Raw genomic sequence first — 26,608 nt, forward strand, 5'->3', positions numbered from 1 at the left:
GGGCGGTGGCCGCTATTAAAGCCGTCTTTGTAGTTTTTGCCGCTGTTCCAATGCCCCTCTTCGGTATCTACCTTAAACATCGCGCAGTTCATATCGTCGATGATCTTTACGTCGTCGAAAACGAAAAATTCATTCTCCGGCCCGAAATAGCAGGTATCTCCAAGACCCGTGGTTTGCAGAAACTGCTCGGCTTTTTTAGCGATCGAGCGCGGGCATTTTTCATAAAGCTCGTTTTTGTAGATGTCGTAAACGTCGCAGATGACGATGATCGTCACGTCCGCGGTGAACGGATCCAAAAACGCCGTCCCTACGTCGGGCTTTAGCATCATATCGGATTTATCGATTGGCTGCCACGCCGCTACCGAGCTTGCGTCGAATGGAATTCCATCGGCGAAGTCCTTCGGCAGGCGCTTGTAGTTGTAAGCGACATGGTGCCAGGTGCCTTTTAGATCGGTAAATCTAAAATCCACGAACTCGACCTCGTTTTCATCGCAAAATTTAAAAAATTCCTTCACGTCATTAACAAATTTTCCCATATTTTTTCCTTTTTTCCGCCCGTATTCGGGCTAAATTTAACGGCGGATTTTAACATTATTTAGTTGAAATTCGACTTTATCTGCGCCGTTTTGCGCGCCGCGATTTTTAAAATTTCTTGCCGCCGTGCCTTTTTAAATTTAAAAGCGGCTGCCGTAAATTTACGCCAGATTTACGAACTGCCGCTCGCGGTTTTTGAAAACGGCGATCTTATCGTAGCCGAACTCGCGCGCTTTGGCGTAAATTTTATCGTAGTTTAGCGCTACTTGAGCTACCGAGTGCGCGTCCGAGCTAAGCGTGATCGGCACGTCCGCATCCGCAAGCACCTCCAAAAGCGCGTCGCTTGGATAAATTTCATTTGCGGGCTTGCGAAGTCCCGCGGAGTTTAGCTCCACGACGATGCCGCTTTTTTTGATCGCATTTATCGCGCCGCCTGCTAAAACTCTGATATCTTTTTTCGGAGTAAATTTAAAAATTTTAATCAGATCCATATGCCCTAAAATGTCGAATTTTCCGCTTTTGCACAGCGCGCAGATCAGCGCAAAGTATTCGCGATAAACGTCGTCTATTTCGCGCCCGCTCCACTGATCTAAAAATTCCTCGTTATCAAAGCCCCAGTTGTTTAAAAAATGCACCGAGCCGATGAGATAATCGACCTCGCGCGCGAAAATCCGCTCATCCATTAGCTCTTTTTTCGTCATAAAATCGACCTCATATCCCAGCCGCACGTCGATCCGCCCGCTAAACTCATCTCGCAGATCCCTAATCATCCGCTCGTAAAGCTCCATCTGCTCGAAACTCATTCGGTATTTTTGATCGAAGTTCATCGGCGCGTGATCCGCAAAGCCGAAAATTTCTATGCCTCGTGCGATCGCCGCTTCCAAATACTGCCGCGGCTCGCCGTTAGCGTGGTTACAAAGATAGGTGTGGTTGTGCAGATCGGCTCGCATCAACTGCTCCTTAAATAAAATTTTGGCTAAATTGTAGTAAAATCGCGCTTAAAAAATCACTAGGAATGTATTTGAAAAAACCCGAACTCTTAGCTCCTGCTGGGAATTTAACGAAACTAAAAATCGCCCTGGCTTACGGCGCGGACGCCGTGTATGCGAGTACCGGCTCATTTTCGCTGCGCCAACGAAGCGCGAAGGAATTTAGCAAGGAGAGCTTCGCGCAGGGCGTCGCGTACGCGCACGAGCGCGGCAAGAAGCTCTACGCGACCGTAAACGGCTTTGCGACCAACGGCCAGCTTGAAAATATCAAAAGGCATTTGGAATTTCTTCGCGACCTGCGCGTAGATGGAATTTTAATCGCGACTTTGGGCGTCGCGAACCTCGCGCGAGCCGTAGCTCTCGAAATTCCGATTCACGTCTCTACCCAAGCTAACGTGCTAAATTATCTGGATGCGCAGGTTTGGGTGGATCTAGGTGCCGTCCGCATCGTCGCGGCGCGCGAAATGACGCTCAAAGACGCCGTGGAGATTAAAGAAAAAATTCCGAACCTCGAGATTGAAATTTTCGTGCACGGCTCGATGTGTTTCGCATACAGCGGGCGCTGTCTCGTAAGTGCGGTGCAAAGCGGGCGCTTTAGCAACCGCGGAAGCTGCGCGAACGACTGCAGATTTAACTATGAGCTTTATGCGAAAAATCCCGAAACCAGCGCGCTTTTCCGCTTGCAAGAGCGCGAGGGGGAGGGCACTTTCGTAATGAATGCGAAGGATCTTAGCCTCATTTCGCACGTGCAAAAGATCATGCAAACGGGCGCGATCGACAGCTTCAAAATCGAAGGGCGCACCAAGAGCGAATACTACGTCGCGTGCGCCACGAATGCCTACCGCGCGGCGATCGACGATGCTGCGAGCGATAAATTTGAGGCCGGTGTTTACGAGCGCGAGATCGCGACGCTTAAAAACCGCGGCTTTAGCGACGGATATTTGATAAAGCGCCCGTACGAGCGCGAGGATACGCAAAATTTAGACCGCAGCATCGAGCTTGGCACGCATCAGGTCTGCGCGATCTCGCAGGATGGCGAGTTTATAAGCGTCAAAGATAAAATTTTGCCAGGCGTTTCGTATGAAATTTTTGCTCCGCGCGGCTTTGAAATTTGCCCTTGCAATAATGAGATCGGTGAAATTTACGAGCTTAGCGGCAAGCCGTATTTAAAATTTAAGAGGCTGCAAAGTCGCAGCGGTAAGGAATTTAGCGAGATTCACAGCGGCAATCTAAATGAGATTAAGCTGCCTGCGAAGCTCGCGGAGTTTTGCTTTTTAAGAAAGGAGATAGAATGAAATTTGTTTCTATAATAATGGGCTCAAAGAGCGATTACGAGGTCGTTTACGAGGCGGCTAAAATTTTAAACGAATTCGGCGTAGCGTACGAGATGATCGTATCTTCGGCGCACCGAAGCCCCGCCCGCACGGCAAAATACGTCGCGGACGCTGAGAAAAAGGGCGCGCAGGTTTTCATCTGCGCGGCGGGCATGGCGGCGCATCTTGCTGGGGCGGTCGCTGCGAATACGACCAAGCCGGTGCTAGGCGTCCCGCTCGGCGGCAGCGCGCTTAGCGGCGTAGATGCGCTGTATTCGACCGTGCAGATGCCTGCGGGCATCCCCGTCGCGACGCTTGCGATCGGCAAGGCGGGCGCGAAAAACGCGGCGTATCTGGCGTTGCAAATTTTAGCTTTAAGCGACGAGGTGCTAAGCTCGAAGCTAAAGGCGGATCGCGCGGCAAAAGCGGAGGCGCTGAAAAAGGACTCCGAGCAGATCGAAGTGCTGCTTGAGGGCTAAACTTTGAAAATTTTAAAATTGCGCGAAGGCTTTGAAATTTGCGGCTTAAAGGCTCGCACGAATAACGCAGATGAGGTGAGCGGGCGAGGGATGATCGCAAATTTGTGGGGCGAGTTTTTAAAATTTAACGCTAGCAGAAGCAGCGCCACGAAAAACGAAATTTACGCCGCATATTACGACTACGAAAACGGCGCGCATGGCGAATACTCCGTGCTAATAGGAACTTGCTCGAAGGAAGGGCACCATAAAGAAAGCCACGACGAAGCTTGCGAATCCGCAAATTAGTGCTGCAAAAATGAGCGCGATGAAACCGGCGAAAAATTACATATCGAAGCGGGCGATTACGCGGTTTTTGATTTTGCGAACAAGCCTACGAGAGCTGGCGAATACTGGACCGGAATTTGGAAATTTTTTGAAAGCTCGAAGCTGCAAAGAGCCTTTAAAACGGACTTTGAAAAGCACTCGGAAGATAAAATTTAAATTTACATATCGATAAAAGGATAAAAATGACGTTTTCACAGATTATTTTGACGCTTCAAAACTACTGGCACGAGCAGGGTTGCTTGCTCGTTCAGCCCTACGATATGCCTGCGGGCGCAGGCACCTATCATCAGGCTACCTTTTTGCGTAGCCTAGGAAGCAAACCTTGGCGCGCGGCATACGTAGCACCCTCGCGTCGCCCCACAGACGGACGCTACGGCGAAAACCCAAACCGCTTGGGCGCGTATTATCAGTTTCAGGTGATCTTAAAACCGAGCCCGGATAATATTCAAGAGCTCTATCTAAAAAGCTTAGAGAAGCTGGGGCTAGATCTTAAAAGCCACGATATCCGCTTCGTAGAAGACAACTGGGAGAGCCCGACGCTAGGGGCTTGGGGGCTTGGCTGGGAGGTTTGGCTAGACGGCATGGAGGTGACGCAGTTTACCTATTTTCAGCAGGTGGGAGGCATCACGTGCGAGCTAATTAGCGGCGAGATCACCTACGGGCTTGAGCGCTTGGCGATGTATCTGCAAAACAAAGACGACGTTTACGACATCGTCTGGGACGACAAGGCGGGGCTAGTAACCTATGGCGATGTGCATAAAAGAGGCGAGTTTGAGTTTAGCAAATACAACTTCGAGCTTGCGGACACCGCGATGCTTTTTAATCAATTTGAAAACTGCTTTTGCGAGTGCAAAAGTATCCTAAAGCACGGCCTGGCGCTTCCTGCGTATGATTACTGCATGCTCGCGGCGCACACGTTCAATGTCCTTGACGCGCGCGGAGCGATCTCGGTCACGCAGAGGCAGGATTATATTTTAAAGATCCGCGATCTTGCCAAAAACTGCGCGCTTTGCTATGCAGATCCGCAAAAATACGTCGCCGAGCTGGATGCCGCGACGTGCAGCGATAAAAAAAGCGGCAAAGAGGGCGGCGCGGCAAACGCAAACTCCGCAGGCGCAAATTTAAAAAACGCTTGCGGCAAGCAAAATTCCGCAGACAAAGCGGATGAAAGCGCAAAGTAGGATTTATGAAAACGGGCGAAATTTATGAAATTTTAAACGCTGCTGCGCCCTTTTGCGACGCGGAGGCGTGGGATAATAGCAGGCTTTTGCTCGGAAACTTGGATGATGAAATTTCAAAAATCTATCTAAGCCTAGACGTTACTAGCGAGCTGGTGCGCGAGGCGGAGGCGGGCTCGCTTTTCGTGGTGCACCACCCGCTGATTTTCAGTCCGCTAAAATCGCTTGATCCGCGGCTATATCCCGCAAATTTGATCTATGAGATGATCCGCAAAAATATCTCTCTCATCGCGATGCATACGAATTTTGACAAGCACGTTTTAAACGGGTTCGTAGCGCGCGAAATTTTAAAATTTGAAATTACGGATGAGCGGGAATTTTTGGTTTTCATGCGCGCGGATTTGAGCTTTGAGGCTCTGTGCGCGGATATAAAACGCAAGCTTGGCATCGAGCATCTGCGCGCGGTAAAGACGAAAAATTTCATCCGAAATATCGCGCTTTGTACCGGTAGCGGAAGCGAACTGAATCAAAACTTGGGCGTGGATTGCTTCATCACGGGCGATATAAAATATCACACGGCGCTTCAAAATTTAGAAAACGGCGTGAGTTTGATCGACATAAATCATTTTGAAAGTGAGCGCTATTTTGGGCGCGCGCTCGCACCTTTCTTGCAAAAAAGCGAAATTGAAGTTATAATAAGCGAGCAAAAAAATCCATTTACGTATTATTAAAGGAAAAAGATGAACAAATATTTAAGCCAATTGGTAGAGCTTTGCGAATTCGATAAGCAGCTGGACGGATTTAAGCCTAAAATCGAGGCCGCGCAGGAGAAACTAAGCAAAAAAAGCGGCGAAATTTCAGGCGCAAAAGAGCAGATCGAAACTCTAAATGCGGAGATCGCCGAGCTAAAATCTCAAATTTTACAAGCAAACGCGCAGCTTAGCGCCTTTTCGTCCAAGCTAAAAAGCACGGGCAAAAAAAGCGGCGCGGCAAAAACCGAAAAAGAGATCAAGGCCCTTAGCGTCGAAGAGGACATCGCAAAAGAGCAGCTCGAAGCCACAAACGAGGAGATCGAAAGGCTAGAAAAGATCGTAGCCGCAAAGGAAGCGCTTGTAAAGGAGCAGAGCGAAAAGCAAGAGGCGTTTGAAGCCGAGCTAAAAAGCTTGCAGGAGCAGGTAAGCGCCGAGATGGGCGAGGTTGAGGTCGCTCGCGGCGCGATCTACGCCAAGCGCGATAAGTTAATGCAGGCGATGAACCCCAAAACCGTCTCATTCTACGAAAAGATCCGCAAATGGGCGGGCAATACGGCGGTCTCGCCGGTGCGCAAACAGGCCTGCTACGGCTGCTTTATGCGCATAAGCGACAAGACCTATTCCGCGGTCATCAAAAGCGACGACATCGTAACCTGCCCGTATTGCGGCAGAATTTTATATAAAGAAGCCGAGTGATCTACACCGCCTTGGCGTTTTTGGCGTGGCTTGCAGCTGCGCCTTTTATTTTTATCCTAAGCTTTAAAAAAAAATACCGCACGAGCCTGAAGGCGCGATTTTTTCTATACAAAAACCCTAAATTTAGCCCCGCTGCGGTGCACTTTCACGCTTGCAGCCTGGGCGAGGTAAACGCTCTTGCGCCGCTAATTTCTAAATTTGAGAGCGTCGCGCTTAGCACTACCACGCAGACGGGCTTCGGTGCGGCGCGTGCGCTCACGCCGAACTCTCGCTACCTGCCGTTTGAAAACTGGCTTCCGTTTTGGCTTACGGGCAGCCGCGTGCTGGTGATTTTCGAAGCGGAGCTGTGGCTAAATTTGATCCGCACTGCCAAGGCGCGCGGAAGCTACGTGATCCTGCTAAACGCGCGCATTAGCGACCGCTCGTACGCGAGCTATCTGCGCTTTAAGTTTTACTATCGCAAAGCGTTTGAAAATATCGATCTGGTGCTTGCGCAAAGCGAGCTTGATGCGGCGCGGCTGCGGGAGCTCGGCGCAAAAAATATAAAGGTCGCGGGCAACGTGAAAAGCGCGAATATCGCCGTTGCGACGAAGGACTATTCCGCCGCGTCCGCAAATAGCTTCGTGCTTACGATCTCAAACACTCACGAGGGCGAAGAGGAGCTCATTTTGTCGAATTTAAATGATTTTATAAAATTTCGCAGTTCGCAAAATATGCCCGAAAAATACCAGCGCGCAGCGAGTATCCGCAGCGAGACGGACTTGGCTGCGGCCGAGCTTCACAGCGAGACGGGCTCGACTGAAGCACTAAATTTAAACGCAACTTCTTTGGATGCGGCGACTTCAAGCGACGCTTCGTCCGCTATGCCGAATACGGCGCCTGCGATTGCCGCGCCGCAAAAGCTAAAAATCATCCTGGCGCCGAGGCATCCTGAGCGCTTCGAAAAGGTATGTGAAATTTGCAAGGCTTGGGCGCGCGAGCACGGGCTTAGCTTCGAGCGATTTAGCGAGGGCGCTGGACTTCGGAGCGATTTTATCTTGCTTGATGCCTTCGGCGAGCTAGCGAACTTTTATAAAATTTCAAACGCCGTGATCTTGGGCGGCAGTTTTTTGCGCAATATCGGCGGACATAGTCCGATCGAGGCGGCGAGCTTCGGCGTGCCGATCATCAGCGGGCGATTTTTTAATAATCAAAAGGCGCTGTACGGGCTCGTACAAAATATCGCTCTGTGCGAGGCGAACGAAATTTCAAGCGCTTTAAAAGGGCCGCTAAAGGGGACACGGATAGATAAAATTTGCGATCTGCAAGAGATAGAAAATTTAATCAAGGAAAGAATTTAATGCAAGAAAAAGCCTATAAACTGCTAGCGGCGCAGGAGAACATCTCGCACAATGAAGCCAAGGCCCTCATCGATGCGGGACTTGTAAGCGCTCGCGGCGCAAAGATCGCTCTAGCGCGCGAGATGCTCGGCGAAAATACTAAATTTAGCGTGATGAAGCCCGCAAAACCCGCGATCATTTACGAGGATGAGAACGTTTTGGCGGTCAATAAGCCGCCCTTTATGAGCAGCGAAAATTTGGAAAAAATCTATAAATTCAGCCTTCTAAACCGCCTGGATAAGGAGACTAGCGGCGTCGTGCTGCTATATAAGAACGAAGAATTTCGCGAAGCGGCGATTGCGGAGTTTAAAAATTTACGCGTGAAAAAAAGCTACATCGCGATCGTGAAGGGGATCGTGAGCGAAGAGATGAAATTTGACGAGCCGATTTTGACGATAAAGACCCGAAGCGGCGCGTTTTCTAAAATTTCGCCAAACGGCAAGAGCGCATTTAGTGAGGTTTATCCGCTGATGATAAGCGGCAAAAAATCGCTCGTAAAAGTGCGGATCGAGACGGGCAGGACGCATCAGATCCGCGTGCATCTGGCAAATGCGGGATTCGGCGTAATAGGCGATGAAAAATATGCTAAAAGCCGCGCGAAGCGGATGTTTCTACACTCGTACGAGACCGAAATTTTAGGGTTAAAATTTAAAGCTCCGCTAGGTAAAAGCTTCAACGAATTCGGCTTTGAAATTCCTAAAGAGCTCTGATATTCAATGGCTTTTAAGTTAATTTTAGGTAACATCGCAAGTTTAAAAATTTTATAAGGGATCAAAGTGTTTGAGATCATAAGCGAGTCGTTTAAAAACGCGGTCAATAAATTAAAAACAATCGATGACGAAAAAGCTTTAAAAAACGCCTTGGAGACGCTAAAAAAGGCGCTTTTAAAGGCCGACGTGCACCACAAAGTCGTAAAGGATTTTTTGGCGCTTGTCGAAGCCGATCTTCGTATCGGTACGATAGGACAGAAGCCGTTTTTGCAGTCCATCAAGACAAATTTGACTAAAATTTTAACGGCGCCTAGGGGCAGCAGCCAAGGGTTTGTATTTGCCGGCACGCCTCCTACGGTAGCTTTGATGACGGGACTTCAAGGAAGCGGAAAATCCACAAGCACGATAAAACTTGCGAATTATCTGAAACTTCGTAAAAAAAAGGTCTTGGTTGCGGCGTGCGACTTGCAGCGCTTAGCCGCGGTCGAACAGCTCCGCCAGCTTTGCGAAGCAAACGAGATCGAGCTGTTTTTTATCGAGGGCGAGAGCGATCCGCTAAAGGTTGCGGAAAAAGCGCTAAGCAAGGCTAAAAGCGGGCTTTATGACGTGCTGCTCGTAGATACGGCGGGACGTCTTGCGATCGATGAGGCGCTTATGGCACAGCTTGCGGAGATGAAAAAAGCTTTAAATCCGCATGAAATTTTTTACGTAGCCGACGCTATGAGCGGTCAAGACGGCATTAAAACGGCCGCTAAATTTGATGAAATTTTAGGCCTTACGGGCGTGATCTTAAGCAAATTTGACGCCGATACCAAAGGTGGCGTAGCTCTTGGTATCGCGCAGCAGCTTGGCATCCCGCTTCGCTTTATCGGAACCGGCGAGAAGGTGGCCGATCTGGAAGGCTTCATACCCGATAGAATCACCGGTCGCATTATGGGCGAGGGCGATTTAGCGACGCTAGCTGAGAAAACAAGCGCCGTTTTTGACGAAAGAGAAGCTAAGGCTCTAAACAAAAAGATCAAAAAGGGCGAGTTTAATTTCAACGATTTCGTAAATCAACTAGAGAGCGTGAAAAAGCTCGGTAATATGAAAAATTTGATCGGTATGATCCCGGGGCTTTCCGGCATGGCGAATAAAATAAAAGATATCGATTTGGAAAACTCAAAAGAGATACTTCATATCAAAGCGATGATCAATTCTATGACGCCGAAAGAGCGCGAAAACCCTGATCTGCTAAATAATTCGCGTAAGCGCAGACTTGCTGCCGGCGCAGGGCTTTCGCAGGTGGAGGTGAACCGCTTTTTAAAGCAGTTCGCGGGCGCTTCGAAGCTTGCGAAGAAATTTTCGGGCAAGGGCGGCATGCAGGGGCTTGCCTCAATAGCTCAAAGGCAAAATTTACCGAGATAATCTCTCGGTAGAGTTTGCAGATGTTTAAGTTTTAGCCATCTGCAAGTTCTAAAACTTACAAAAATTTAAGGAGAAAAAATGGCAACAGTTGTTAGGCTTACAAGAATCGGAAGAAAGAAGCAGCCTTTTTACCGCATCGTGGTAACGGATAGCAGGAAAAGACGCGACGGCGGCTTTATCGAGACGATCGGCTTTTATAACCCGTTAAAACAGAGCGATAATATTAAATTCGACGCGGAGCGTTTGGCATACTGGAAGAGCGTAGGCGCGAAGTTAAGCGATAGGGTCGCTCAAATCACAAGCAAATAAAATGGTAGAAAATTTTATAAAAGAATACGCAAAGTTGATCGCCGACTATCCGCAGTCCGTCTCTACGCAAAAGCGGGTCGGTGAAAACTTTACCGAGATCATCGTCTATGCCGACAAGGCCGACACCGGCAAACTCATCGGCAAGGACGGCAAAATGATAAACGCCATAAAGACGGTCATCATCGGCTATAAAGCAAAAGATCCGATCAATTATAAAATTACCGTCAAAGCCAAAGATGCCTGATGATCTTTTAGAGGTCGCGAAGCTCGGTCGGACTATCGGCCTAAAGGGCGCGGTTAAAATTTTCGATCGCAGCGACTTCCCCTCCCAGTTTAAAAAAGGCGCCAAATTTTATCTGCGAAACGGCGAAATTTTAGAAATTCTATCCTTTAACGGCGCAAATTCTAGCGCTATTTTTAAAAATTACGAAAGCGTAGAGGCGGCGGCAAATTTAACTAACCAAATTCTTTACCGTAGCAAAGAGGACACGCGAAAATTTTGCAAATTGCAAAAGGGCGAGTTCTTTTACTTCGATATTATCGGGCTTGAAATTTATGAAGACGGCGCTGTTTTGGGGCGCGTAAGAGACATATTGCAGATCGGAAGCGGTTATCTTTTTGAGGTAGAAACGGATGAAAGCTTAATCTTACAGGCTCTGCCGAAAGAATTTTTCATTCCCTACGTGGACGCCTATGTGAAAGAAATTTCGCTTAGCGAGCGTAAAATTTTTACGCAAAACGCGCGTGCGATTTTGGAAAATTCATGAATTTTATCTTCATCTCGCTGTTTGAAAATCTCATCGCGCCCTATTTTGAGGACTCGATTTTAAAACGTGCGGTCGATAAGAAAATAATCTCGACGCATTTTTTTAACCCGCGAAATTTCACGACAAATCGGTATAAAAAGGTAGATGATTATATGATCGGCGGCGGTGCGGGGCTTTTGATCGGCACGGAGCCGCTTGCCGGGACTATAGAACACGTAAGAGCTAAATTTAAAAATGCGAAGTTTATCTATCTCTCGCCCGCCGGTAAAAAATTTAACCAAAACGATGCTAAGCGCCTAAGCAGCCAAGATAATTTATGCTTTATCTGCGGGCGCTACGAGGGGATCGATGAGCGTATAGTCGAAAGGTATGTAGATGAAATTTTTTGCATCGGCGATTTCGTCCTTACCGGCGGCGAGCTCGGCGCGCTTTGCATGTGCGATGCGATAAGCCGCAATATAAAAGGCGTTTTGGGCAACGAAAGCTCGCTCGTCGAAGAAAGCTTTGAAGGCGGAATTCTAGAGGCGCCTGCATTTACAAAGCCTGATGTTTTTGAAAATTTACCTATAGTTTCAGAGTTTTTAAAGGGTAATCACGCTAAAATGCGCAGCTTAAAAAATCAAATGGCGCTATGCAAAACGAGGTTCTTCCGCCCGGATATGTACCGAAAGATCGCCAGAAATAAAGGAAATTTATGAAAAACAAGTATATCCAAGCGTTTGAGGACGCTCAGATCACAAGCAAAAGTGTGCCTGATTTCCGTGCCGGCGACACCTTAAAGGTAGCCATCAGGATCAAAGAGGGCGATAAGAGCAGAATTCAAAATTTTGAAGGCACCTGCATTGCGCGTCGCGGAAACGGCGTCAGCGAGACTTTTATCATTCGCAAGATCGGCGCAAATAGCGTCGGCGTAGAGAGAATTTTCCCGATCTACAGCGAGAGTATCGAAAGTATCGAGGTTTTAAGAAAAGGACGCGTTCGCCGCGCGAAGTTATTTTACCTACGCGACAGACGCGGTAAAGCGGCTAAAATCAAAGAACTTCGAAAATAATCCTTTAAATTTACGCTTCCCAATTCAAAAGGAAGCTCTTTTTATAATGCGCGAGATTTTAAAAAATTTCGCGCAAAATCTACTCGCATTAAATCTAAAATTTTACAACTTTTCCATTAAAATTTTTAATTTTAAACTGCCTAAAAATCGTCTTTCTCGATAGAAAAAGATAAAATATATCCTGATTTTATTTGCGTTTAAAAATATTACTATAAAATGCAAATTTTAATTTAGAAAGCTCGCGCTAAATTTGAGAATTCGGCCGAGTAAAATTTATTCAGTAAAGAGCGAGATGTGATTTTTTTAGGCATTGACGTAGGATCAACCACTGTTAAAACGGTAGTTTTAAACGATAAATATGAAATTTTAAGCAAGAGCTACGAGAGGCATTTGGCAAAGCCCAAGGAGCTGGTACTGGATAAAATTTTGCAAATCCAAAAAACCTATACAGGCGAGCAATTCAGCGTCGCCATAGCGGGTTCGGCGGGTATGGGTATCGCCAAAAATTGCAAAATTCCGTTCGTCCAAGAGGTTTTCGCTACCTCGCTCGGCGTCAAGCGAATGTTTCCAAAGACCGATGTCGTAATCGAGCTGGGCGGCGAGGATGCTAAAATTTTATTTCTCACGGGCGGGCTTGAAGAGCGTATGAACGGCTCATGCGCGGGCGGTACCGGCGCATTTATCGATCAGATGACCAACCTTTTGCATCTGGATATCACGGAGCTCGACCGCCTAAGCTTTGCGGCTAATAAAATTTACCCGATCGCCTCACGTTGTGGCGTATTTGCTAAAAGCGACATTCAGCCGCTACTAAATCAGGGCGTTAGAAAAGAGGATATTTGCGCTAGTATCTACGCCGCGGTCGTCGAGCAGACGATCTCAGGGCTTGCGCAGGGTCGCGAGGTCAAGGGCAATATCCTATTCTTGGGCGGTCCGTTGTTTTTCCTAAAAGGCCTTCAGAAGCGCTTTAAAGAGGTGCTAAAGCTTACCGACGAAACCGCGACCTTTCCCGACATCGCGCCTTACTTCGTGGCTTACGGCAGCGCGCTGTACGCAAAAGATACGGGCGAGACGTTAAATTTAGAGGAAACGATCGCGCTTTTAAAAAAGGAACCCGACAGAACCGCGCTGGAAGCCGAGCCGCCGCTTTTCAAAGACAGAGCGGAATTTGACGAGTTCACCGCTCGCCATGCCCGCGCGAGCGTGCCTAAAGTGGATATCCACACCTACAGCGGAGATGCGTATTTGGGCGTGGATTGCGGCAGCACCACGATAAAAGTCGTGCTGATTGGCACAAACTACGAGCTGCTCTATAAATTTTACTCCTCCAACAAAGGCGATCCCGTCGATATCCTGCTGCCGCGTCTTAAGGAGCTATACGATCTTTGCGAGGGTCGCATCAAGATCAAGGGCAGCGGCGTTACCGGCTACGGCGAGGATCTCATTAAAACCGCCTTTCGCTTTGATTACGGTATCGTCGAGACGATCGCGCATTACAGCGCTGCGCGCCACTTCAATCCGAAAGTAGATTTTATCATCGACATCGGCGGGCAGGACATCAAGTGTTTCTCCATTAAAGATGGCAATATCGATTCTATCGTGCTAAATGAGGCGTGCAGCTCGGGCTGCGGCTCGTTTTTGCAGACCTTTTCAAATTCCTTGGGCTACGACATCAAAGATTTTGCAAACTTAGCCCTTTTTGCAACCCACCCCGCCAAGCTCGGCAGCCGCTGCACGGTATTTATGAACTCTTCGGTTAAGCAGGCTCAAAAAGACGGCGCTACGATCGAAGATATCAGCGCGGGTCTTGCTATTAGCGTCATAAAAAATGCGATTTACAAGGTCATTCGCGTGCGAAACGCCGATGATCTTGGGCAAAACATCGTAGTGCAGGGCGGTACCTTTTTAAACAATGCCGTGCTACGCGCTTTTGAAAAAGAGCTCGGCAAGGACGTGATCCGTCTAGATATCAGCGAGCTTATGGGTGCATACGGCGCGGCGCTTTTTGCCAAAAATAACGCAAACGAGCGCACTAATATGATCAGTCGCGCCGAGCTTGAAAACTTTACCCACCGCAGCGAATTTAGCGTCTGCAAGCTCTGTACGAACAAATGCCCGCTTACGATCAGCTACTTCGGCGATACTAAATTTGTCTCGGGAAATAAGTGCGAGCGCGGCGCGGGCAAGGAGATCCGCCACGACATTACGAATTTATTTGAGTTTAAAAACGAGCTTTTGCGAAAATATCGCAAGCCACCGAAGCAGGATGCGCCGCGGGTTGGAATTCCGTTTGTTTTGAATATGTTTGAGATGATCCCGTTTTGGAGCGCGTTTTTTGAAAATTTAGGCATGAGCGTCGTGCTGTCGCAAAAGCCGCGAAAAGAGACGCTGTTTTTGGCAAGCCAGAGCATCCCGAGCGACACCGTCTGCTACCCGGCTAAAAGCGTGCACGGCCACATCTACGATCTGCTAAATAAGAGCGTCGATTTTATATTTTATCCGTGTATGAGCTACAGCCTAGATGAAAATATCAGCGAGAACTGCTACAACTGCCCCGTAGTCGCATACTACCCCGAGCTGATACGCGCGAACGTAGGCGCGCTGGAGGAGAAAAAATTCCTCTACCCGCACGTGGATCTTAACATGCAAGATTCGTTTTGCAAAACGATGCAGGCTGAGCTCGCAGACGCCGGGTATAAATTTCACTCCGACGCTGTGAAAAACGCCGTCTTGCAAGGCCTTAAGGAGCTGCAAAACTATAAAAATACCATTTTAATAAAAGGCGAGGAGGCCCTAAAGGAGATCAATGCAAGCGGCGCGCCCGCCATTGTGCTAGCGGGTCGCCCGTATCATATCGACAAGACGATAAATCACGGTATCGATCGCTATCTAAATTCCTTGGGCTTTATAGTGCTTAGCGAGGACGCGCTGCCGCTTAGCAGGGTGCAGACGAAAAGCCTTAATCAATGGACCTACCACGCCAGGCTTTATAGCGCAGCGCGGTTCATCTGTAAATACCCGCGCATGCAGCTGGTGCAGTTAGTCAGCTTCGGCTGCGGGATCGATGCGATCACGGGCGACGAGGTGCGCGACATACTGCGCCAAAACGGTAAAATTTACACTCAACTTAAAATCGACGAGGTTACGAACCTAGGTGCGGTCAAGATCCGCCTGCGTAGCCTAAAAGCGACTATGATAGAGCGCGAGAGGCAAGGCGCGCAACAAGAAGCAAGAAAGGATGCGCGCTAATGTTTGCTAAATTTACAAAAGATATGAAAGCCACCCACACGATCCTAATCCCTACGATGATCGATCCGCATTTTCGCTTTATGCAAGGCGTGCTGCGCGACGAGGGTTATAAGAGCGTCTTGCTCGGCGAAAATCGTCAAAATATCGTCGAGGAAGGGCTTCGCAGCGTGCATAACGACATGTGCTACCCCGCGCTGCTCGTCATCGGGCAGTTTATCGACGCGCTAAAAAGCGGCGAGTTTGATACGCACAAAGTAGCGCTTCTCATCAGCCAAACGGGCGGCGGCTGCAGAGCGAGCAACTATATAAATTTGCTTCGTAAAGCGCTTGAAGACAGCGGCTTTAGCTACGTCCCCGCGATCTCGTTAAATTTCGGCTCGCTAGATGAGAATGAATTTAGCCTCGGAAAAAAATCGCTTCTAAAGCTCTTTGCCGCGATATTTTACGGCGATTTGATGATGGGGCTGTATAATCAGTGCAAGCCCTATGAAAAGATCAAAAACCAAACGAATGAAATTTACGAATTCTGCGCCGAGCGGATCAAAAATTTGACCGATCAAAGATCGTTTTTCAATCTCAAGAAAAATTTCAAATTTATCCTCTCGCAGTTCGCTAAAATCGAGCGCGACGATAAGCCGCGAGTAAAAGTGGGCATCGTGGGCGAAATTTATCTCAAATACTCGCCCATCGGCAACAATGGCTTAAACGCCTACCTCATTCGCGAAAACGCCGAGCCCGTAAATACGGGGCTGATGGACTTCGTGCTTACCTGCATCTACGATGCGGTTTACGACAAGCAGCTCTACGGAAAGGGCGGCGCGGCGTATTACGGCTCGCTTGCGGTCGCTAAAGTAGTGGAATTTTTCCAGCGCATGATGATTAAGCAGATGAAGCGTTTTGGCTTTCGCGCGCCGAGCCCATTTAGCGAGGTTCGCGCCGCCGCCGACGGCTACATCGGTCACGGCGTGAAGATGGGCGAGGGCTGGCTGCTGACGGCGGAGATGGTCGAGTTTATGCGTCACGGCATACAAAACGTCGTGTGCGCGCAGCCCTTTGGCTGCCTGCCAAACCACATCATCGCGCGCGGAATGATCCGAAAGATCAAGCAGAACTACCCGCAAGCAAACATCGCCGCAATCGATTATGACCCGGGCGCAAGCGCGGTAAATCAAGAAAACCGCATAAAGCTGATGCTTGCTAACGCAAATCGAAAGTAGCGCGCCGCATATCAAAAAGAGCTTTGGAATTTTAAAATTCCAAAGCCTGCCATAAAATTTTAAAATTTAAAAGCAAGCTCGCGATGACGGTTAAATTTTGACGCACAAATGGCCCGCTTCCTTTCGCGAAATTTCCTCGAGATTTTGAAATTTTAAAATCTCGGTAGCATCCTTGCGCTTCTTTTGCCTCTTCCGTGCATTCCGGCTTCAGCTCTTACGAAATTCATCGTAATTTTATACAAATCCGCGCGAAATTCTACGCGTCGCCGCCATGGAATTCCACCACAGAATTCTATTCCGCTGCGCCGTAAAATTCCACTCTCATTAAGGCAAAATTTAATACAATCCGTCTTTAAATTTTACGAAGGAAGTTTATGAAATTTTGGATTTGCGGCGCGGTTTTGGCACTATGCTGTGGGATTTTTAGCGGATGCGCGAGTAAGAATTTGCCGGGCTACATGCAAGGGCGCGAGCATATCATCGCTATGAGCGCGGAATCCAGCGGTCAGCTGCGTATGAGCGGCGAGATTTATGATTACGTATTTGATGCGAATCTTAGCGCCGTGCGCGCCAAGGTCGCGAGTCTGGCGTCGCTAAATAAAGACGCGATAAGGCGCAACGTAAGCATGCTCACGATCGACAGATACAATGAAGGCAGTGATGCCGCATATATCCAGCACGAAATCGAGCTCGTAAAATACGATCTACCGCTATCCGCGCAGGCTAAACTGATGGACGACCCAGAGCAGCTGGAGCCCGCGTATAGTTCTACGTTTCGCTACTCTTATCTGATCGAAGGCAAATATTTTAAGCGCCTAAAAGATCACGACGAGCTACGCAGATCGCACCGCCTAGGCGTGCCGATCGAGTACCCCGCGCGTATAGCGGTCGATAGCGGGATCAAAAGCGAGCGCGATGCGAAAATGGATACCGACATACAAGGACTCATCGTAATGCCGCTAATGATGCCAGTGCTGCTTTTAGGCAGTATCCTCGGTAGCTAAAATTGACTGAATCACGGAAGTGAAATTTTATTGATTTAAATTCTAAAGTAGTGGCGGACAGAGAGGGATTTGAACCCTCGAGCCCCGGTTAGAAGCTGCACCCTTAGCAGGGGTGTGGTTTCGGCCACTCACCCATCTGTCCACAAAAAGAAATCGCATTATACATAACTAATCTAATAATGGGCTTAAATTAGCTCAGCTCGCAGAATTTATCACCACTCTGATATTTTGAGCTGACGGCACAAAGAGCTATAATGAGTCAAAACACTCGGCGTAGATAATTTATACTTGCTTACATAGCTTCTGCGAAACTTAAAACTTACGCGAGCTTTTAAAGTATGTGCGAGCAAAAATTTTGCGTCCATGCGTTATTTTGCGGCGAAATTTTAAAATTTTAAATTTTTCTAGGGCGCGAATTTTAAAATCCGGCTTACAAACAAAATTTCAAAACCCCGTGCAAGTGCAAAATTTTAGAATTTAGGGTTTTACGATCTGCGTAATTCTAAAATTTTAAGCATATTTAAGCTTTAAAATTTCGAAAATTTCAAAGCTTAAAAATTTCAATAATTTTGGTTGTGAGGATTTTAAAATTTGGAATTTTTTAAAATTCCAAATTTTAAGATTGATTACGCTCTAAGATTACGCAAAGATAAAAGCCTTAAAAATTCTAAGAATTCCAAAGGCTAGAAATTCTAAAATTTCAATATCAATCAGATTCTAAAACCCCGTTAGCTAAAGCCTTTAAAATCCCAAGAATTCCAAACGTGCGCGATTTATTCGCCTAGAGCTTTGTCGATGAGCTTGACGTCTTCGCTTGCGTTGCCGTCGATGACTAGGGCTTGATCGCCGCCACTTACAGCGCTTTTTCCGTTAAATTTTGCGCCCACTTCGATGCCGAAGCTTTGCGATAGCACGTCGCCTACGAGCACACCGCCGCCTAGCAGCTCGACGAGCTCGGCTTCGATATTGCCGAAAAATTTGCCGCTGATTACGATATGCTTGGCCCTAATCGAGCCGCGCGCGGTACCATTTTTACCGATGACGACGGTGTTATCGGAGATCACGTCGCCTTCGACATTGCCATCGATATGCAAAATGCACGACAGGTGCAGCTCTCCTTTGATGAGCGTGCCTGACGAGATTATTGTTGTTTGAGCGGTGTTTGCATCGCCTTTATTAAAGATTGCCATGGGACATCTTCCTCCTTAGTAAAAATTTCTTTGTAATTTTTTTCGTTCCAGTTGATGAAATTTAGCGGATCTAACGGCAGCTGCAAAAATCTAATCTCGTAGTGCAGATGAGGCCCGGTGCTAAGCCCAGTGTTGCCGCTAAAAGCGATAAGATCGCCTTTGTTTACAAACTCGCCTACTTTGCGAGTTAAATTTGAATCCAAATGCGCATATCGTGTCGTAAAGCCGTAGTTGTGGCGAATCTCGACTAGATTGCCATAGCCAGTAGCGCCAGCGCCGCTGTATTGGATGATACCATCTGCAGGCGCGTAGATAGGCGTTTTGGGCGGAGTGCGCAGATCGACGCCTGGGTGAAACTGCTTGCGCTTTAAGATAGGATGGTTGCGCCAGCCGAATTTCTCGCTGAGTTGATGAGTGCGCATTACCCTGCCGTTTGGGATCTGCATAAAAATTTCTTTTATCAGCGCGTCGGAGAATTTTTCGTTGATGATCTTTTGCGCGCGCTCTTTAATCTCTTGTTCGGAAGTAGGCTTGATGTGAGATAGGCGGTCGATCGCGCGCTCATCCTCCTCAGGATCAAGCCCAAACTGATGCTCTAAATCCGAAATTTTACCCTCGATGGCTTCAAATTCCATCTGACTTGCCGCGATACCGTCGCGAAGTTTTTGATTTAGCTCGTTAAGCTCGGTTTTAGTTCGCGAAAGGCTGTCGATTTTAGAGCCCAGATACCTGATATATAGTGCACCTGTGACGAAAACAGTAAAAACAAATAGTACCAAATATAACGCGATCTTTTTGATGATTTGCGAAAGCAAAAAATTCCTAGAGCCGTTAAGGTCGGTTATGGTTATCATAAATTTGTTTTTCATAATGCGGCATTATAATGCAGCATAGCTGAAATTTCAAAAAAATTGTAGATAAATTTAAAAGCTATTTAATTTCAAAATTTCACTAAAAGATAAAATTTATTATTTAGTATAATTATAATTTAAGCAAATCTTGCTATAATTACAGCAATTTTAAATAAAGGAGACACAATGTCAAAAACGGTAAAACAACTAAACAAACTTCAGGCGGACGCTCATGCGTTCTTTGTTGCATTCCACGATTATCACTGGAATGTTAAGGGCTTACAATTCGCGCAGGTTCACGCTTACACCGAGAAAGCATACGACGAGATGGGCGAGCTTTTCGACGATATGGCTGAGCGCGCGCTTCAAATAGGTGGCAAGGCCGTAACTAAGGCCAAGGATCTAATTGAGCTTTCAAAAGACGCTCCGATTAGCGTAAAAGACAGCTATAGCGTATCTGAGGTACTCGAGGATGTTAAAAAAGCCTATGAGTATTTAGTAAAAGAATTTAAAAAGCTTCAAGAAGTAGCCGAAGAAGAGGGCGACGATACGACTTCAAATATTGCGCAGGATCACTACGGCGATTATGAAAAACGCCTATGGATGCTAAGCTCAATGCTAAGCAAATAATCCTCGCAAATCCTTTCAAAATTTTTAGGGGCATATGCCCCCTAAAACTTAAATCTACTATTTAAATTTTTAAAATTCTAAGATTATGATTTCACACTAAAATTTTAAATTCTGCTTGAAAACTAAAGCCGAATCGCTCATTCAAAGCAAAATTCATGTAGGTTTTAAATTTCATATAATTGAAATTTAACTCATTCGCCATGTAAAAGCATAACTCTTTTTATAAAGCTCGGTTTCATTTAAAATTTTGCCGCGTCGTTAAAATTTCTTGTCGATTTCAAATTTCGTAGCCGTAAAAATTCTAAAAGCCAAGGCTTTGTAGCTAAAAAACAGCATTTGCTAAGAGCTAGTTTGTGATAAATTTTATATTGCTCTTTAGTATCTGATGATAAATTTTAGCTTATAGTTTTACTATTTTGATTATTTTTAAAATCTCGGTGCTTATAAATGAAGCGGAATTTTAAAAATTTCAAAGAATTCCGCAAAATTTTGCAATTTCACGGAATTTTGATTTTAATAGAATTTGGTTCGAGCCTTAAAAATTCTCTTCGGTATTGCGGTCGCTGACACGGTCCCACGGTAGCTTCATTCCGCCGAGGATATGAAAGTGCAGATGCATCACCTCCTGACCCCCGTTTTCGCCGCAGTTGCAAACGAGACGGTATCCGCTCTTATCAAGCCCCATTTTGCGAGTTACTTCTTGGATAAAAGCGCTCATTTTACTCATCACTTCAGGAGGCGTTACTTGGAAGTTTTCGTAGCATTTTTTAGGGATCGCCAGGATGTGGATAGGCGCTTTTGGATTGATGTCGTGGAATGCCAAAAATTCATCGTTCTCTAACACTTTGTTGCACGGGATTTCGCCGTTTACGATCTTTTCAAAGACGTTCATTTTAGATCCTTTTATGAGGTTGAAATTTAGCCGCGATTATAGCCAAAAAATCCAAACACGCAAATTTACCTAGCTTTTATCAAATTTTAACTACAATCGCGCCATTAAATTTAACCACAAGGATAGAATTTGCAAGAGATTAAAGCAAAAATCGACGCCGCATCGAGCCTAAGCGAGCTGGAAGCCGTGCGCTTGGAGCTTTTCGGCAAAAAAGGCATCATAACGGCGCTTTTTTCCGAGCTCAAATCCGCAGCGCCCGAGCAGAAAAAAGAGCTTGCCGTAAGCGCGAATGAAAAGCGCGATTATTTCAGCGAGCTCATCGCTGTAAAAAGGGCGAGCCTGGAAGCGGCGGAGCAAAAAGAGGCGATGAAAAATGAAGCAATCGACGTCACGCTTTTTAACGAAAACGTAAGCTGCGGCGCGCTGCATCCCGTGATGGAGACGATGGATAAGATCATAGATTACTTCATCGCGCAAAATTTCAGCGTCGAAAGCGGCCCGCTCATCGAGGATGACTTCCATAATTTTGAGGCGCTAAATTTACCCAAATACCACCCTGCACGCGATATGCAAGATACGTTTTATCTAAATGACGGGCGGCTGCTACGCACGCACACCAGCGGCGTTCAGATCCGCACGATGGAGAAATTTAAAGCTCCGCCGGTGCGTATGATCGCCCCGGGCGCGGTCTTTCGCCGCGATATGGATCTAACCCACACGCCGATGTTTCATCAAGTAGAAGGTCTCGTAGTCGAGCAGGGAGACCGCGTGAGCTTTGCAAATTTAAAATACGTTTTAGAGGAATTTTTGCGCTATATGTTTGGAGACGTAAAGGTGCGCTTCCGCCCGAGCTTCTTTCCGTTTACGGAGCCTAGCACTGAGGTCGATATCAGCTGTATTTTCTGCCACGGCGAGGGATGCCGCGTCTGTAAGCAGACGGGCTGGCTCGAGGTGTTAGGCAGCGGTGTGGTCGATCCTAACGTCTTTAAAGCGGTGGGCTGGAAAAACGTCAGCGGATACGCATTTGGGCTCGGCGTGGAGCGCTTTGCGATGCTGCTGCACGGTATCCCCGATCTGCGCTCGCTATTTGAAGGCGATATTAGATTATTGGAGCAGTTTAAATGATAATAACGAGAAATTGGTTGCAAGAGTGGATCGACATAAGCGAAATTTCAAGCGAAAGGCTACTTTCTACGCTAAATTCCATCGGTCTTGAGGTTGACGCTCACGATAAAATTTCGCTTCCTAAAGGCGTCGTCGTAGGACTCGTAAAAAGCAAGCGTCGTCACGAGAATTCCGATCATCTAAATGTCTGCGAGGTTGATGTCGGTAAGCAGAGTCTGCAGATCGTCTGCGGTGCAAAAAACGTCGAGGCAGGGCAATATGTCGCGGTTAGCCTAATCGGTACCGTGCTTCCTGGCGGACTTGAGATAAAGCCTGCCAAACTTCGCGGCGTGGAGAGCTTTGGTATGATCTGTTCGGCAACCGAGCTTGGACTTGCTAAGACGAATGATGGCATTATGGTGCTTGATAGCAGCATCGGCGAGCTCGTGCTCGGTAAAGAGCTGCGCGAGTATAAAATTTTTAATGATGATCTTATCGAGATTGAGCTTACCGCTAATCGCGGCGACTGCCTTAGCATCTTAGGCATAGCGCGCGATCTAGGCGCAGCGCTTGATCTGCCGCTAAAGGAAAAGCACGAATTTGAAGATGCCGACGGAGCACCTGGTATCGGTAGAATTTTAAGCGTGCGTGCAAGCGATGAGGTAAGCGCTAAATTTGCTTTTCGAGCTTATGAGATCAAAGGCGAGCTGAAGTTAAATTTAAAGCAGACCTTGCGTCTTGCAAGCGTTGGTATTTTGCAAAGCTGCGCGGTGCAAAATTTCATCAACTACGCTACTCACTCTACCGGAGTATTGCTGCGCGCTTATGATTTTGAAAAGATCGCTTCCGCAGATGGCAAGGTAGCGCTTGACATAAAGCCTATGCCAAACGGCGAGTTCGGCGTTTATGCGGGCAAGAGATTGCTTAGCGTAGCAGGGATTTGCCAAGACGCAGAGCTAAAGGCGTGTTGCAGTAGCAAAGTGGTGCTATTAGAGGCAAACTACACCGCGCCACTAATTATCGCCAAAGCAGTAAACGAAAACAAAGGCCTAAAAGGCGACGAGCATGTGTATCGCTCAAGTAGAGGCAGCGAGCCAAAGCTTAGGCTAGGGCTCGATCTGCTATTTAGATTGCTACTTAAAAATAAAGCCGTTAGCCTATATGCGGGCACACAAAAGATTTCAAATGCTTTGGAGCCGCTTATAGTGGGCTTTAGCGAAAAAGAGATAAACTCAATGATCGGCGCGCAAATTCCGCGCGATAAGATCGTAAAAATTTTAAAAAGGCTGGGCTTTGATGTGGGCGTCGAAGCCGATCTAATCACCGCCAAGGTGCCGCCTTTCCGCCACGATATCGTAAATTCTCACGACGTGTGCGAGGAGATCGTGCGTATCGTGGGCATCGACAATATCGCCGCCGCGCCGCTAAGCTTCTACGAAAAAAACCGCCTAAACGATACCTACGTAAGCTTATGTAATGGACGCAAGCTTCGCAGCAAGGCGGCAGCAGTGGGATTTTTCGAGTGCGTACATTATGTATTTGACGACGGCAAGGCGCTAGAAAGCTTAGGCTTTAAGCCGTGCAAGGTTAAAATTTTAAATCCGATCAACGGCGAGTTAGACGCGCTAAGACCGACGCTGATTAATCATCTGTTGGAGTCTGCTGAGCGAAATTTAAAGAATTCCCGCAGAAGCGTCAAGCTTTTTGAGCTAGGAGAGGTGTTTGATGCGGACGGTAAACAGAGCCTAAGGCTGGGCTTTATAGTTAGCGGACTAAAAGCCGAGCCCTCTATCGCGGCCGGCGCAAAACCCGCTGCGGTGGATTTTTTGTATTTTGCAAATTTAATCCAAAGCATCATCGGTAAATTTAACGTTAGACTCCCAAGCGAAAATTTGAAATTTTTAAGCGAATTCGAGCAAGCTCAGATCGAGCAAGGCGGGCAGATAGTGGGCTTTATCGGGCGCGTGGATTACGCCGTAGAAGCAGGGCGCGATCTGGATAAAAGCTATCTGTGCGAGATCGATTTTTCCAAGCTTAAATTTGAAAATATCGTAGCGGACGTTTATTCGAAGTTCCCTAGCGTATCGCGCGATCTAAGTATTTTGGTGCCGAGCGGAATGCGTTTCGAGCAGATTAAGCAGTGTATAGACGCCCTTAAAATCGAGGCACTAAAGGAATTTATCCCGAGCGATCTTTACAGTGACGAAAGCCTGGGCGATTCAAAGAGCCTGACGATCAGACTTGTATTTCAAGACCTTCAAAAAACGCTCTGCGACGAGGAAGTCGCGGGCTTTACCGATAAAATTTTAGCCGCTCTTAGCAGCGAGCTGGGACTTGGGCTGCGATGAGAATTTTTGCGCAAGCGGGCCCTTTGCGGGCGGAGATTTCAAATATCGCCGCGGATAAATCGATCTCGCACCGTGCGGCGATCTTTTCGCTGCTAGCGGAGGGGACGAGTAAAATTTCAAACTATCTAGCCGCCGAGGATACGCTAAATACTCTAAAGATCGTGGAGCTTTTGGGCGCTCGCGTACAGCGCGTAGAGGGCGAAATTTTAATCACTCCGCCGGAGGTTATCAAAGAGCCTAACGTCCCACTTGATTGCGGTAACTCTGGCACCGCGATGCGGCTATTTATGGGCTTTTTGGCAGGACGCGAGGGATTTTTCGTGCTGTGCGGCGATCGGTATCTAAGCGAGCGCCCGATGAGGCGCGTTGCGGATCCGCTTTGCAAAGTAGGCGCTAAAATTTACGGACGAGTAGGCGGCGAAAAGGCGCCGATTGCGGTGCTGGGGCAAAAGCTTGGGTATTTTGAATACGCGAGTAAGATTGCGTCCGCGCAGGTAAAGACCGCTCTGATTTTAGCGGCCTTGCGCGGCAGCGGATGTAAATTTAGCGAGCCCGAGCTTAGCCGTGATCACAGCGAGCGGATGCTAAAAGCGATGGGTGCGCAAATTTCGCGAAACGGCCTTGGGATCGAAGTCGCGCCGCTTAGCTCGCCGCTTAAACCGCTTGAAATTTTTATCCCAAACGATCCAAGCTCGGCGTTTTTCTTCGCGGTTGCCGCAGCGATAATCCCTGGCTCGCGCATCGTGCTAAAAAATATGCTGCTAAACAAAACCCGCATAGAGGCGTATGAAATTTTAAAACGCATGGGCGCCGAGGTTAAATTTAATAAAACGAGCGAAATTTACGAGCAGATCGGCGACATAGAGGTCGCTTACGCGCCGCTTCACGCCGTGGAGGTGAGCGAAAATATCTCATGGCTGATAGACGAGGCGCCTGCGCTTGCGATCGCTTTTGCTTGCGCACAAGGAAGTAGCGTGCTCAAAAATGCCGCCGAGCTGCGCGTAAAGGAGTGCGACCGCATAAAGGTAACCTGCGAAGGGCTTCGCGCCTGCGGTATCAAGGCGCGCGAGCTGCAGGACGGCTGGCAGATCGAAGGCGGCGAGGCGAACGCGGCGATCATCACGCCGTGCGGCGATCACCGTATCGCAATGAGTTTTGCGATTTTAGGCCTAAGATCGGGGATGATCATCGAGGATAGCGATTGTATCGCGACGTCGTTTCCGAACTTCGCCGCGATTTTAAGACAGATCGGAGCCGGCGTTGAAGATTGAGATGGCCAAAAGCTACGGCTTTTGCTTCGGCGTCAAGCGCGCGATCAAGATCGCAGAAAGCGCCGGCGAGGCCGCTACGATCGGCGAACTGATACATAACGCCGAAGAGATCAACAGGCTAAGGCAAAATTTCGGCGTCAAAACCTTAGAGGGCGTTAGCGAGATCAAGGACGAGCAAAAGCTCATCATCCGCACCCACGGCATCCAAAAGGACGATCTACAAAACCTAAAGGCGCAAAATAAGCAGCTCATCGACGCTACCTGCCCCTTCGTGACCAAGCCGCAGCAGATCGTAGAAAAGATGAGCGCGGAGGGTTACGACATCGTGATCTTCGGCGATAAAAACCATCCCGAGGTAAAGGGGGTGAAATCCTACGCAAAATCGCGCGTATTCGTGATCATGGATACGAAGGAGCTGCAAGACGTCAAGCTCGGCTCGCGCGTGGCGGTCGTTTCGCAAACGACGAAAAAGATAGAAAGCTTTACCAAAATCGCGGATTTTTTGATGCAGCGCGCGAGGGAGCTGAGAATTTTTAATACGATTTGCAATGCGACGCTGGAAAATCAAGAGGCCGTAAAAAGCCTGTCGCAAAAGGCCGACGTGATGATAATCGTAGGCGGGAAAAATTCCTCCAACACCAAGCAGCTTTTTTTAATTTCACAAAATTTTTGCAAAGACAGCTATCTCATAGAAAACGAAAGCGAGCTTGAACGCTCGTGGTTTGAAAACAAAAGCCTCTGCGGCATCTCCGCAGGAGCTAGCACGCCTGATTGGATCATCAAAAAAGTAGTGGCGCGAATCGAAAATTTAACGCAGAATTTATAAGCCCTCTTATCAAATTTACTCTTAGAAATTTATCAAATCGAAAGCAAATTTTGGCTAGAATCGCGCATTTTAGTTCTTTTCAAAAAAAGCACAAATAAATTTAAAGGAAGCATATGGCTGAGGTGAACGAGAAGGTTC

Annotated in this window: 26 protein-coding genes, 1 tRNA gene and 2 pseudogenes; 23 read left to right on the forward strand and 6 right to left on the reverse strand. The window is 47.5% G+C overall.

The window, feature by feature from the left end; translation table 11 throughout:
• A partial coding sequence (locus Q0257_RS02965) for a glutamine synthetase beta-grasp domain-containing protein (RefSeq protein ID WP_298021366.1) occupies positions 1-536 on the reverse strand: 536 nt, incomplete at its 3' end.
• 159 nt (positions 537-695) lie between these two features.
• Positions 696-1,484, reverse strand: a complete 789-nt coding sequence (locus Q0257_RS02970; protein ID WP_298021369.1) for a histidinol-phosphatase — start codon at positions 1,482-1,484, stop codon at positions 696-698.
• A gap of 71 nt (positions 1,485-1,555) precedes the next feature.
• Here Q0257_RS02970 and Q0257_RS02975 point away from each other — a divergent pair, with 71 nt between their 5' ends.
• The 18 genes and pseudogenes from Q0257_RS02975 (at position 1,556) to Q0257_RS03060 (ending at position 17,358) form a co-directional block, all read left to right on the forward strand.
• Entirely contained in the window at positions 1,556-2,818 is a 1,263-nt protein-coding gene (locus Q0257_RS02975; RefSeq protein ID WP_298021372.1) for a peptidase U32 family protein, read from the forward strand.
• The gene (gene purE / locus Q0257_RS02980) at positions 2,815-3,315 is read left to right on the forward strand and encodes a 5-(carboxyamino)imidazole ribonucleotide mutase (RefSeq protein ID WP_298021376.1); all 501 of its coding nucleotides are present in this window, start codon (positions 2,815-2,817) and stop codon (positions 3,313-3,315) included. Before Q0257_RS02975 ends, purE begins: the two co-directional genes overlap by 4 nt.
• Positions 3,316-3,318: 3 nt before the next feature.
• Positions 3,319-3,600 carry a hypothetical protein gene (locus tag Q0257_RS02985; RefSeq protein WP_298021379.1) on the forward strand — a complete coding sequence of 94 codons (282 nt, stop codon included), beginning with the start codon at positions 3,319-3,321 and terminating at the stop codon, positions 3,598-3,600.
• Positions 3,601-3,627: 27 nt separating this feature from the next.
• Positions 3,628-3,795 (forward strand): annotated as a pseudogene (locus tag Q0257_RS02990) (effector binding domain-containing protein); the annotation flags it as partial.
• A 26-nt stretch (positions 3,796-3,821) separates the two neighbouring features.
• Positions 3,822-4,658, forward strand: a pseudogene (glyQ, locus tag Q0257_RS02995) (glycine--tRNA ligase subunit alpha); the annotation flags it as partial.
• Positions 4,659-4,825: 167 nt separating this feature from the next.
• Entirely contained in the window at positions 4,826-5,548 is a 723-nt protein-coding gene (locus Q0257_RS03000) for a Nif3-like dinuclear metal center hexameric protein (RefSeq protein WP_298021382.1), read from the forward strand.
• Positions 5,549-5,557: 9 nt separating this feature from the next.
• Positions 5,558-6,265: a zinc ribbon domain-containing protein gene (locus tag Q0257_RS03005; RefSeq protein WP_291939698.1), complete on the forward strand. Its 708-nt coding sequence runs from the start codon at positions 5,558-5,560 to the stop codon at positions 6,263-6,265.
• Entirely contained in the window at positions 6,262-7,605 is a 1,344-nt protein-coding gene (locus Q0257_RS03010; RefSeq protein ID WP_298021386.1) for a glycosyltransferase N-terminal domain-containing protein, read from the forward strand. Before Q0257_RS03005 ends, Q0257_RS03010 begins: the two co-directional genes overlap by 4 nt.
• A complete protein-coding gene (locus tag Q0257_RS03015; RefSeq protein ID WP_298021389.1) occupies positions 7,605-8,354 on the forward strand; it encodes an RluA family pseudouridine synthase in 750 nt (249 codons plus the stop codon). Before Q0257_RS03010 ends, Q0257_RS03015 begins: the two co-directional genes overlap by 1 nt.
• A 66-nt stretch (positions 8,355-8,420) precedes the next feature.
• Entirely contained in the window at positions 8,421-9,761 is a 1,341-nt protein-coding gene (gene ffh, locus Q0257_RS03020) for a signal recognition particle protein (protein WP_298021392.1), read from the forward strand.
• Between the two features lie 78 nt (positions 9,762-9,839).
• A complete protein-coding gene (gene rpsP / locus Q0257_RS03025) occupies positions 9,840-10,070 on the forward strand; it encodes a 30S ribosomal protein S16 (RefSeq protein ID WP_291939688.1) in 231 nt (76 codons plus the stop codon).
• A gap of 1 nt (position 10,071) precedes the next feature.
• Entirely contained in the window at positions 10,072-10,314 is a 243-nt protein-coding gene (locus tag Q0257_RS03030; protein ID WP_005873158.1) for a KH domain-containing protein, read from the forward strand.
• The gene (rimM, locus tag Q0257_RS03035; RefSeq protein ID WP_298021397.1) at positions 10,307-10,837 is read left to right on the forward strand and encodes a ribosome maturation factor RimM; all 531 of its coding nucleotides are present in this window, start codon (positions 10,307-10,309) and stop codon (positions 10,835-10,837) included. The genes Q0257_RS03030 and rimM overlap by 8 nt, the downstream gene beginning before the upstream one ends.
• Entirely contained in the window at positions 10,834-11,535 is a 702-nt protein-coding gene (trmD, locus tag Q0257_RS03040; protein WP_298021400.1) for a tRNA (guanosine(37)-N1)-methyltransferase TrmD, read from the forward strand. Before rimM ends, trmD begins: the two co-directional genes overlap by 4 nt.
• Positions 11,532-11,888, forward strand: a complete 357-nt coding sequence (gene rplS, locus Q0257_RS03045) for a 50S ribosomal protein L19 (protein WP_005873155.1) — start codon at positions 11,532-11,534, stop codon at positions 11,886-11,888. The genes trmD and rplS overlap by 4 nt, the downstream gene beginning before the upstream one ends.
• 294 nt (positions 11,889-12,182) lie before the next feature.
• Positions 12,183-15,137 carry an acyl-CoA dehydratase activase gene (locus Q0257_RS03050; protein WP_298021402.1) on the forward strand — a complete coding sequence of 985 codons (2,955 nt, stop codon included), beginning with the start codon at positions 12,183-12,185 and terminating at the stop codon, positions 15,135-15,137.
• Complete coding sequence (locus Q0257_RS03055; protein WP_298021405.1) at positions 15,137-16,354, forward strand: 2-hydroxyacyl-CoA dehydratase; 1,218 nt, start codon at positions 15,137-15,139, stop codon at positions 16,352-16,354. The genes Q0257_RS03050 and Q0257_RS03055 overlap by 1 nt, the downstream gene beginning before the upstream one ends.
• 374 nt (positions 16,355-16,728) lie before the next feature.
• A complete protein-coding gene (locus Q0257_RS03060) occupies positions 16,729-17,358 on the forward strand; it encodes a hypothetical protein (protein WP_298021408.1) in 630 nt (209 codons plus the stop codon).
• Positions 17,359-17,409: 51 nt separating this feature from the next.
• Here the strand turns inward: Q0257_RS03060 and Q0257_RS03065 are convergent.
• The 3 genes from Q0257_RS03065 to Q0257_RS03075 all read right to left on the reverse strand — a co-directional run bounded on the left by Q0257_RS03065 (position 17,410) and on the right by Q0257_RS03075 (position 19,420).
• Positions 17,410-17,500: transfer RNA gene (locus tag Q0257_RS03065), tRNA-Ser, on the reverse strand.
• Between the two features lie 631 nt (positions 17,501-18,131).
• Positions 18,132-18,548, reverse strand: a complete 417-nt coding sequence (locus tag Q0257_RS03070; RefSeq protein ID WP_298021411.1) for a polymer-forming cytoskeletal protein — start codon at positions 18,546-18,548, stop codon at positions 18,132-18,134.
• Entirely contained in the window at positions 18,500-19,420 is a 921-nt protein-coding gene (locus tag Q0257_RS03075; protein ID WP_306528386.1) for a M23 family metallopeptidase, read from the reverse strand. Before Q0257_RS03075 ends, Q0257_RS03070 begins: the two co-directional genes overlap by 49 nt.
• A gap of 165 nt (positions 19,421-19,585) precedes the next feature.
• Between Q0257_RS03075 and Q0257_RS03080 the strand changes: the two genes are divergently transcribed.
• Positions 19,586-20,029: a Dps family protein gene (locus Q0257_RS03080; protein WP_005873145.1), complete on the forward strand. Its 444-nt coding sequence runs from the start codon at positions 19,586-19,588 to the stop codon at positions 20,027-20,029.
• A 535-nt stretch (positions 20,030-20,564) separates the two neighbouring features.
• Here Q0257_RS03080 and Q0257_RS03085 read toward each other — a convergent pair.
• Positions 20,565-20,921 (reverse strand): histidine triad nucleotide-binding protein, encoded by a 357-nt coding sequence (locus tag Q0257_RS03085; protein WP_177387424.1) that lies wholly within the window; start codon positions 20,919-20,921, stop codon positions 20,565-20,567.
• Positions 20,922-21,050: 129 nt separating this feature from the next.
• On the opposite strand from Q0257_RS03085, the gene pheS reads away from it, so the two are divergent.
• From pheS to Q0257_RS03105, 4 genes are read left to right on the forward strand one after another with little or no spacing between them, the layout of a single operon-like run.
• On the forward strand, positions 21,051-22,046 hold the full coding sequence (gene pheS / locus Q0257_RS03090) for a phenylalanine--tRNA ligase subunit alpha (RefSeq protein WP_298021414.1): 996 nt from the start codon (positions 21,051-21,053) through the stop codon (positions 22,044-22,046).
• Entirely contained in the window at positions 22,043-24,373 is a 2,331-nt protein-coding gene (gene pheT / locus Q0257_RS03095) for a phenylalanine--tRNA ligase subunit beta (RefSeq protein WP_298021417.1), read from the forward strand. The genes pheS and pheT overlap by 4 nt, the downstream gene beginning before the upstream one ends.
• The gene (gene aroA, locus Q0257_RS03100) at positions 24,370-25,644 is read left to right on the forward strand and encodes a 3-phosphoshikimate 1-carboxyvinyltransferase (RefSeq protein WP_298021420.1); all 1,275 of its coding nucleotides are present in this window, start codon (positions 24,370-24,372) and stop codon (positions 25,642-25,644) included. Before pheT ends, aroA begins: the two co-directional genes overlap by 4 nt.
• Positions 25,634-26,470, forward strand: a complete 837-nt coding sequence (locus Q0257_RS03105; RefSeq protein WP_298021422.1) for a 4-hydroxy-3-methylbut-2-enyl diphosphate reductase — start codon at positions 25,634-25,636, stop codon at positions 26,468-26,470. Before aroA ends, Q0257_RS03105 begins: the two co-directional genes overlap by 11 nt.
• The last annotated feature ends 138 nt before the right edge of the window (positions 26,471-26,608 follow it).

The sequence above is a fragment of the uncultured Campylobacter sp. genome (assembly GCF_938018035.1).
Lineage (GTDB): Bacteria > Campylobacterota > Campylobacteria > Campylobacterales > Campylobacteraceae > Campylobacter_B.

Bases quoted from the DNA above. Each gene is read 5' to 3' on its own strand.
- Q0257_RS02970 (WP_298021369.1), bottom strand. From the start codon at position 1,484: ATGCGAGCCGATCTGCACAACCACACCTATCTTTGTAACCACGCTAAC.
- purE (WP_298021376.1), top strand. From the start codon at position 2,815: ATGAAATTTGTTTCTATAATAATGGGCTCAAAGAGCGATTACGAGGTC.
- Q0257_RS03000 (WP_298021382.1), top strand. From the start codon at position 4,826: ATGAAAACGGGCGAAATTTATGAAATTTTAAACGCTGCTGCGCCCTTT.
- Q0257_RS03005 (WP_291939698.1), top strand. From the start codon at position 5,558: ATGAACAAATATTTAAGCCAATTGGTAGAGCTTTGCGAATTCGATAAG.
- Q0257_RS03015 (WP_298021389.1), top strand. From the start codon at position 7,605: ATGCAAGAAAAAGCCTATAAACTGCTAGCGGCGCAGGAGAACATCTCG.
- rpsP (WP_291939688.1), top strand. From the start codon at position 9,840: ATGGCAACAGTTGTTAGGCTTACAAGAATCGGAAGAAAGAAGCAGCCT.
- Q0257_RS03030 (WP_005873158.1), top strand. From the start codon at position 10,072: ATGGTAGAAAATTTTATAAAAGAATACGCAAAGTTGATCGCCGACTAT.
- rimM (WP_298021397.1), top strand. From the start codon at position 10,307: ATGCCTGATGATCTTTTAGAGGTCGCGAAGCTCGGTCGGACTATCGGC.
- trmD (WP_298021400.1), top strand. From the start codon at position 10,834: ATGAATTTTATCTTCATCTCGCTGTTTGAAAATCTCATCGCGCCCTAT.
- rplS (WP_005873155.1), top strand. From the start codon at position 11,532: ATGAAAAACAAGTATATCCAAGCGTTTGAGGACGCTCAGATCACAAGC.
- Q0257_RS03055 (WP_298021405.1), top strand. From the start codon at position 15,137: ATGTTTGCTAAATTTACAAAAGATATGAAAGCCACCCACACGATCCTA.
- Q0257_RS03060 (WP_298021408.1), top strand. From the start codon at position 16,729: ATGAAATTTTGGATTTGCGGCGCGGTTTTGGCACTATGCTGTGGGATT.
- Q0257_RS03070 (WP_298021411.1), bottom strand. From the start codon at position 18,548: ATGGCAATCTTTAATAAAGGCGATGCAAACACCGCTCAAACAACAATA.
- Q0257_RS03080 (WP_005873145.1), top strand. From the start codon at position 19,586: ATGTCAAAAACGGTAAAACAACTAAACAAACTTCAGGCGGACGCTCAT.
- Q0257_RS03085 (WP_177387424.1), bottom strand. From the start codon at position 20,921: ATGAACGTCTTTGAAAAGATCGTAAACGGCGAAATCCCGTGCAACAAA.
- pheT (WP_298021417.1), top strand. From the start codon at position 22,043: ATGATAATAACGAGAAATTGGTTGCAAGAGTGGATCGACATAAGCGAA.
- aroA (WP_298021420.1), top strand. From the start codon at position 24,370: ATGAGAATTTTTGCGCAAGCGGGCCCTTTGCGGGCGGAGATTTCAAAT.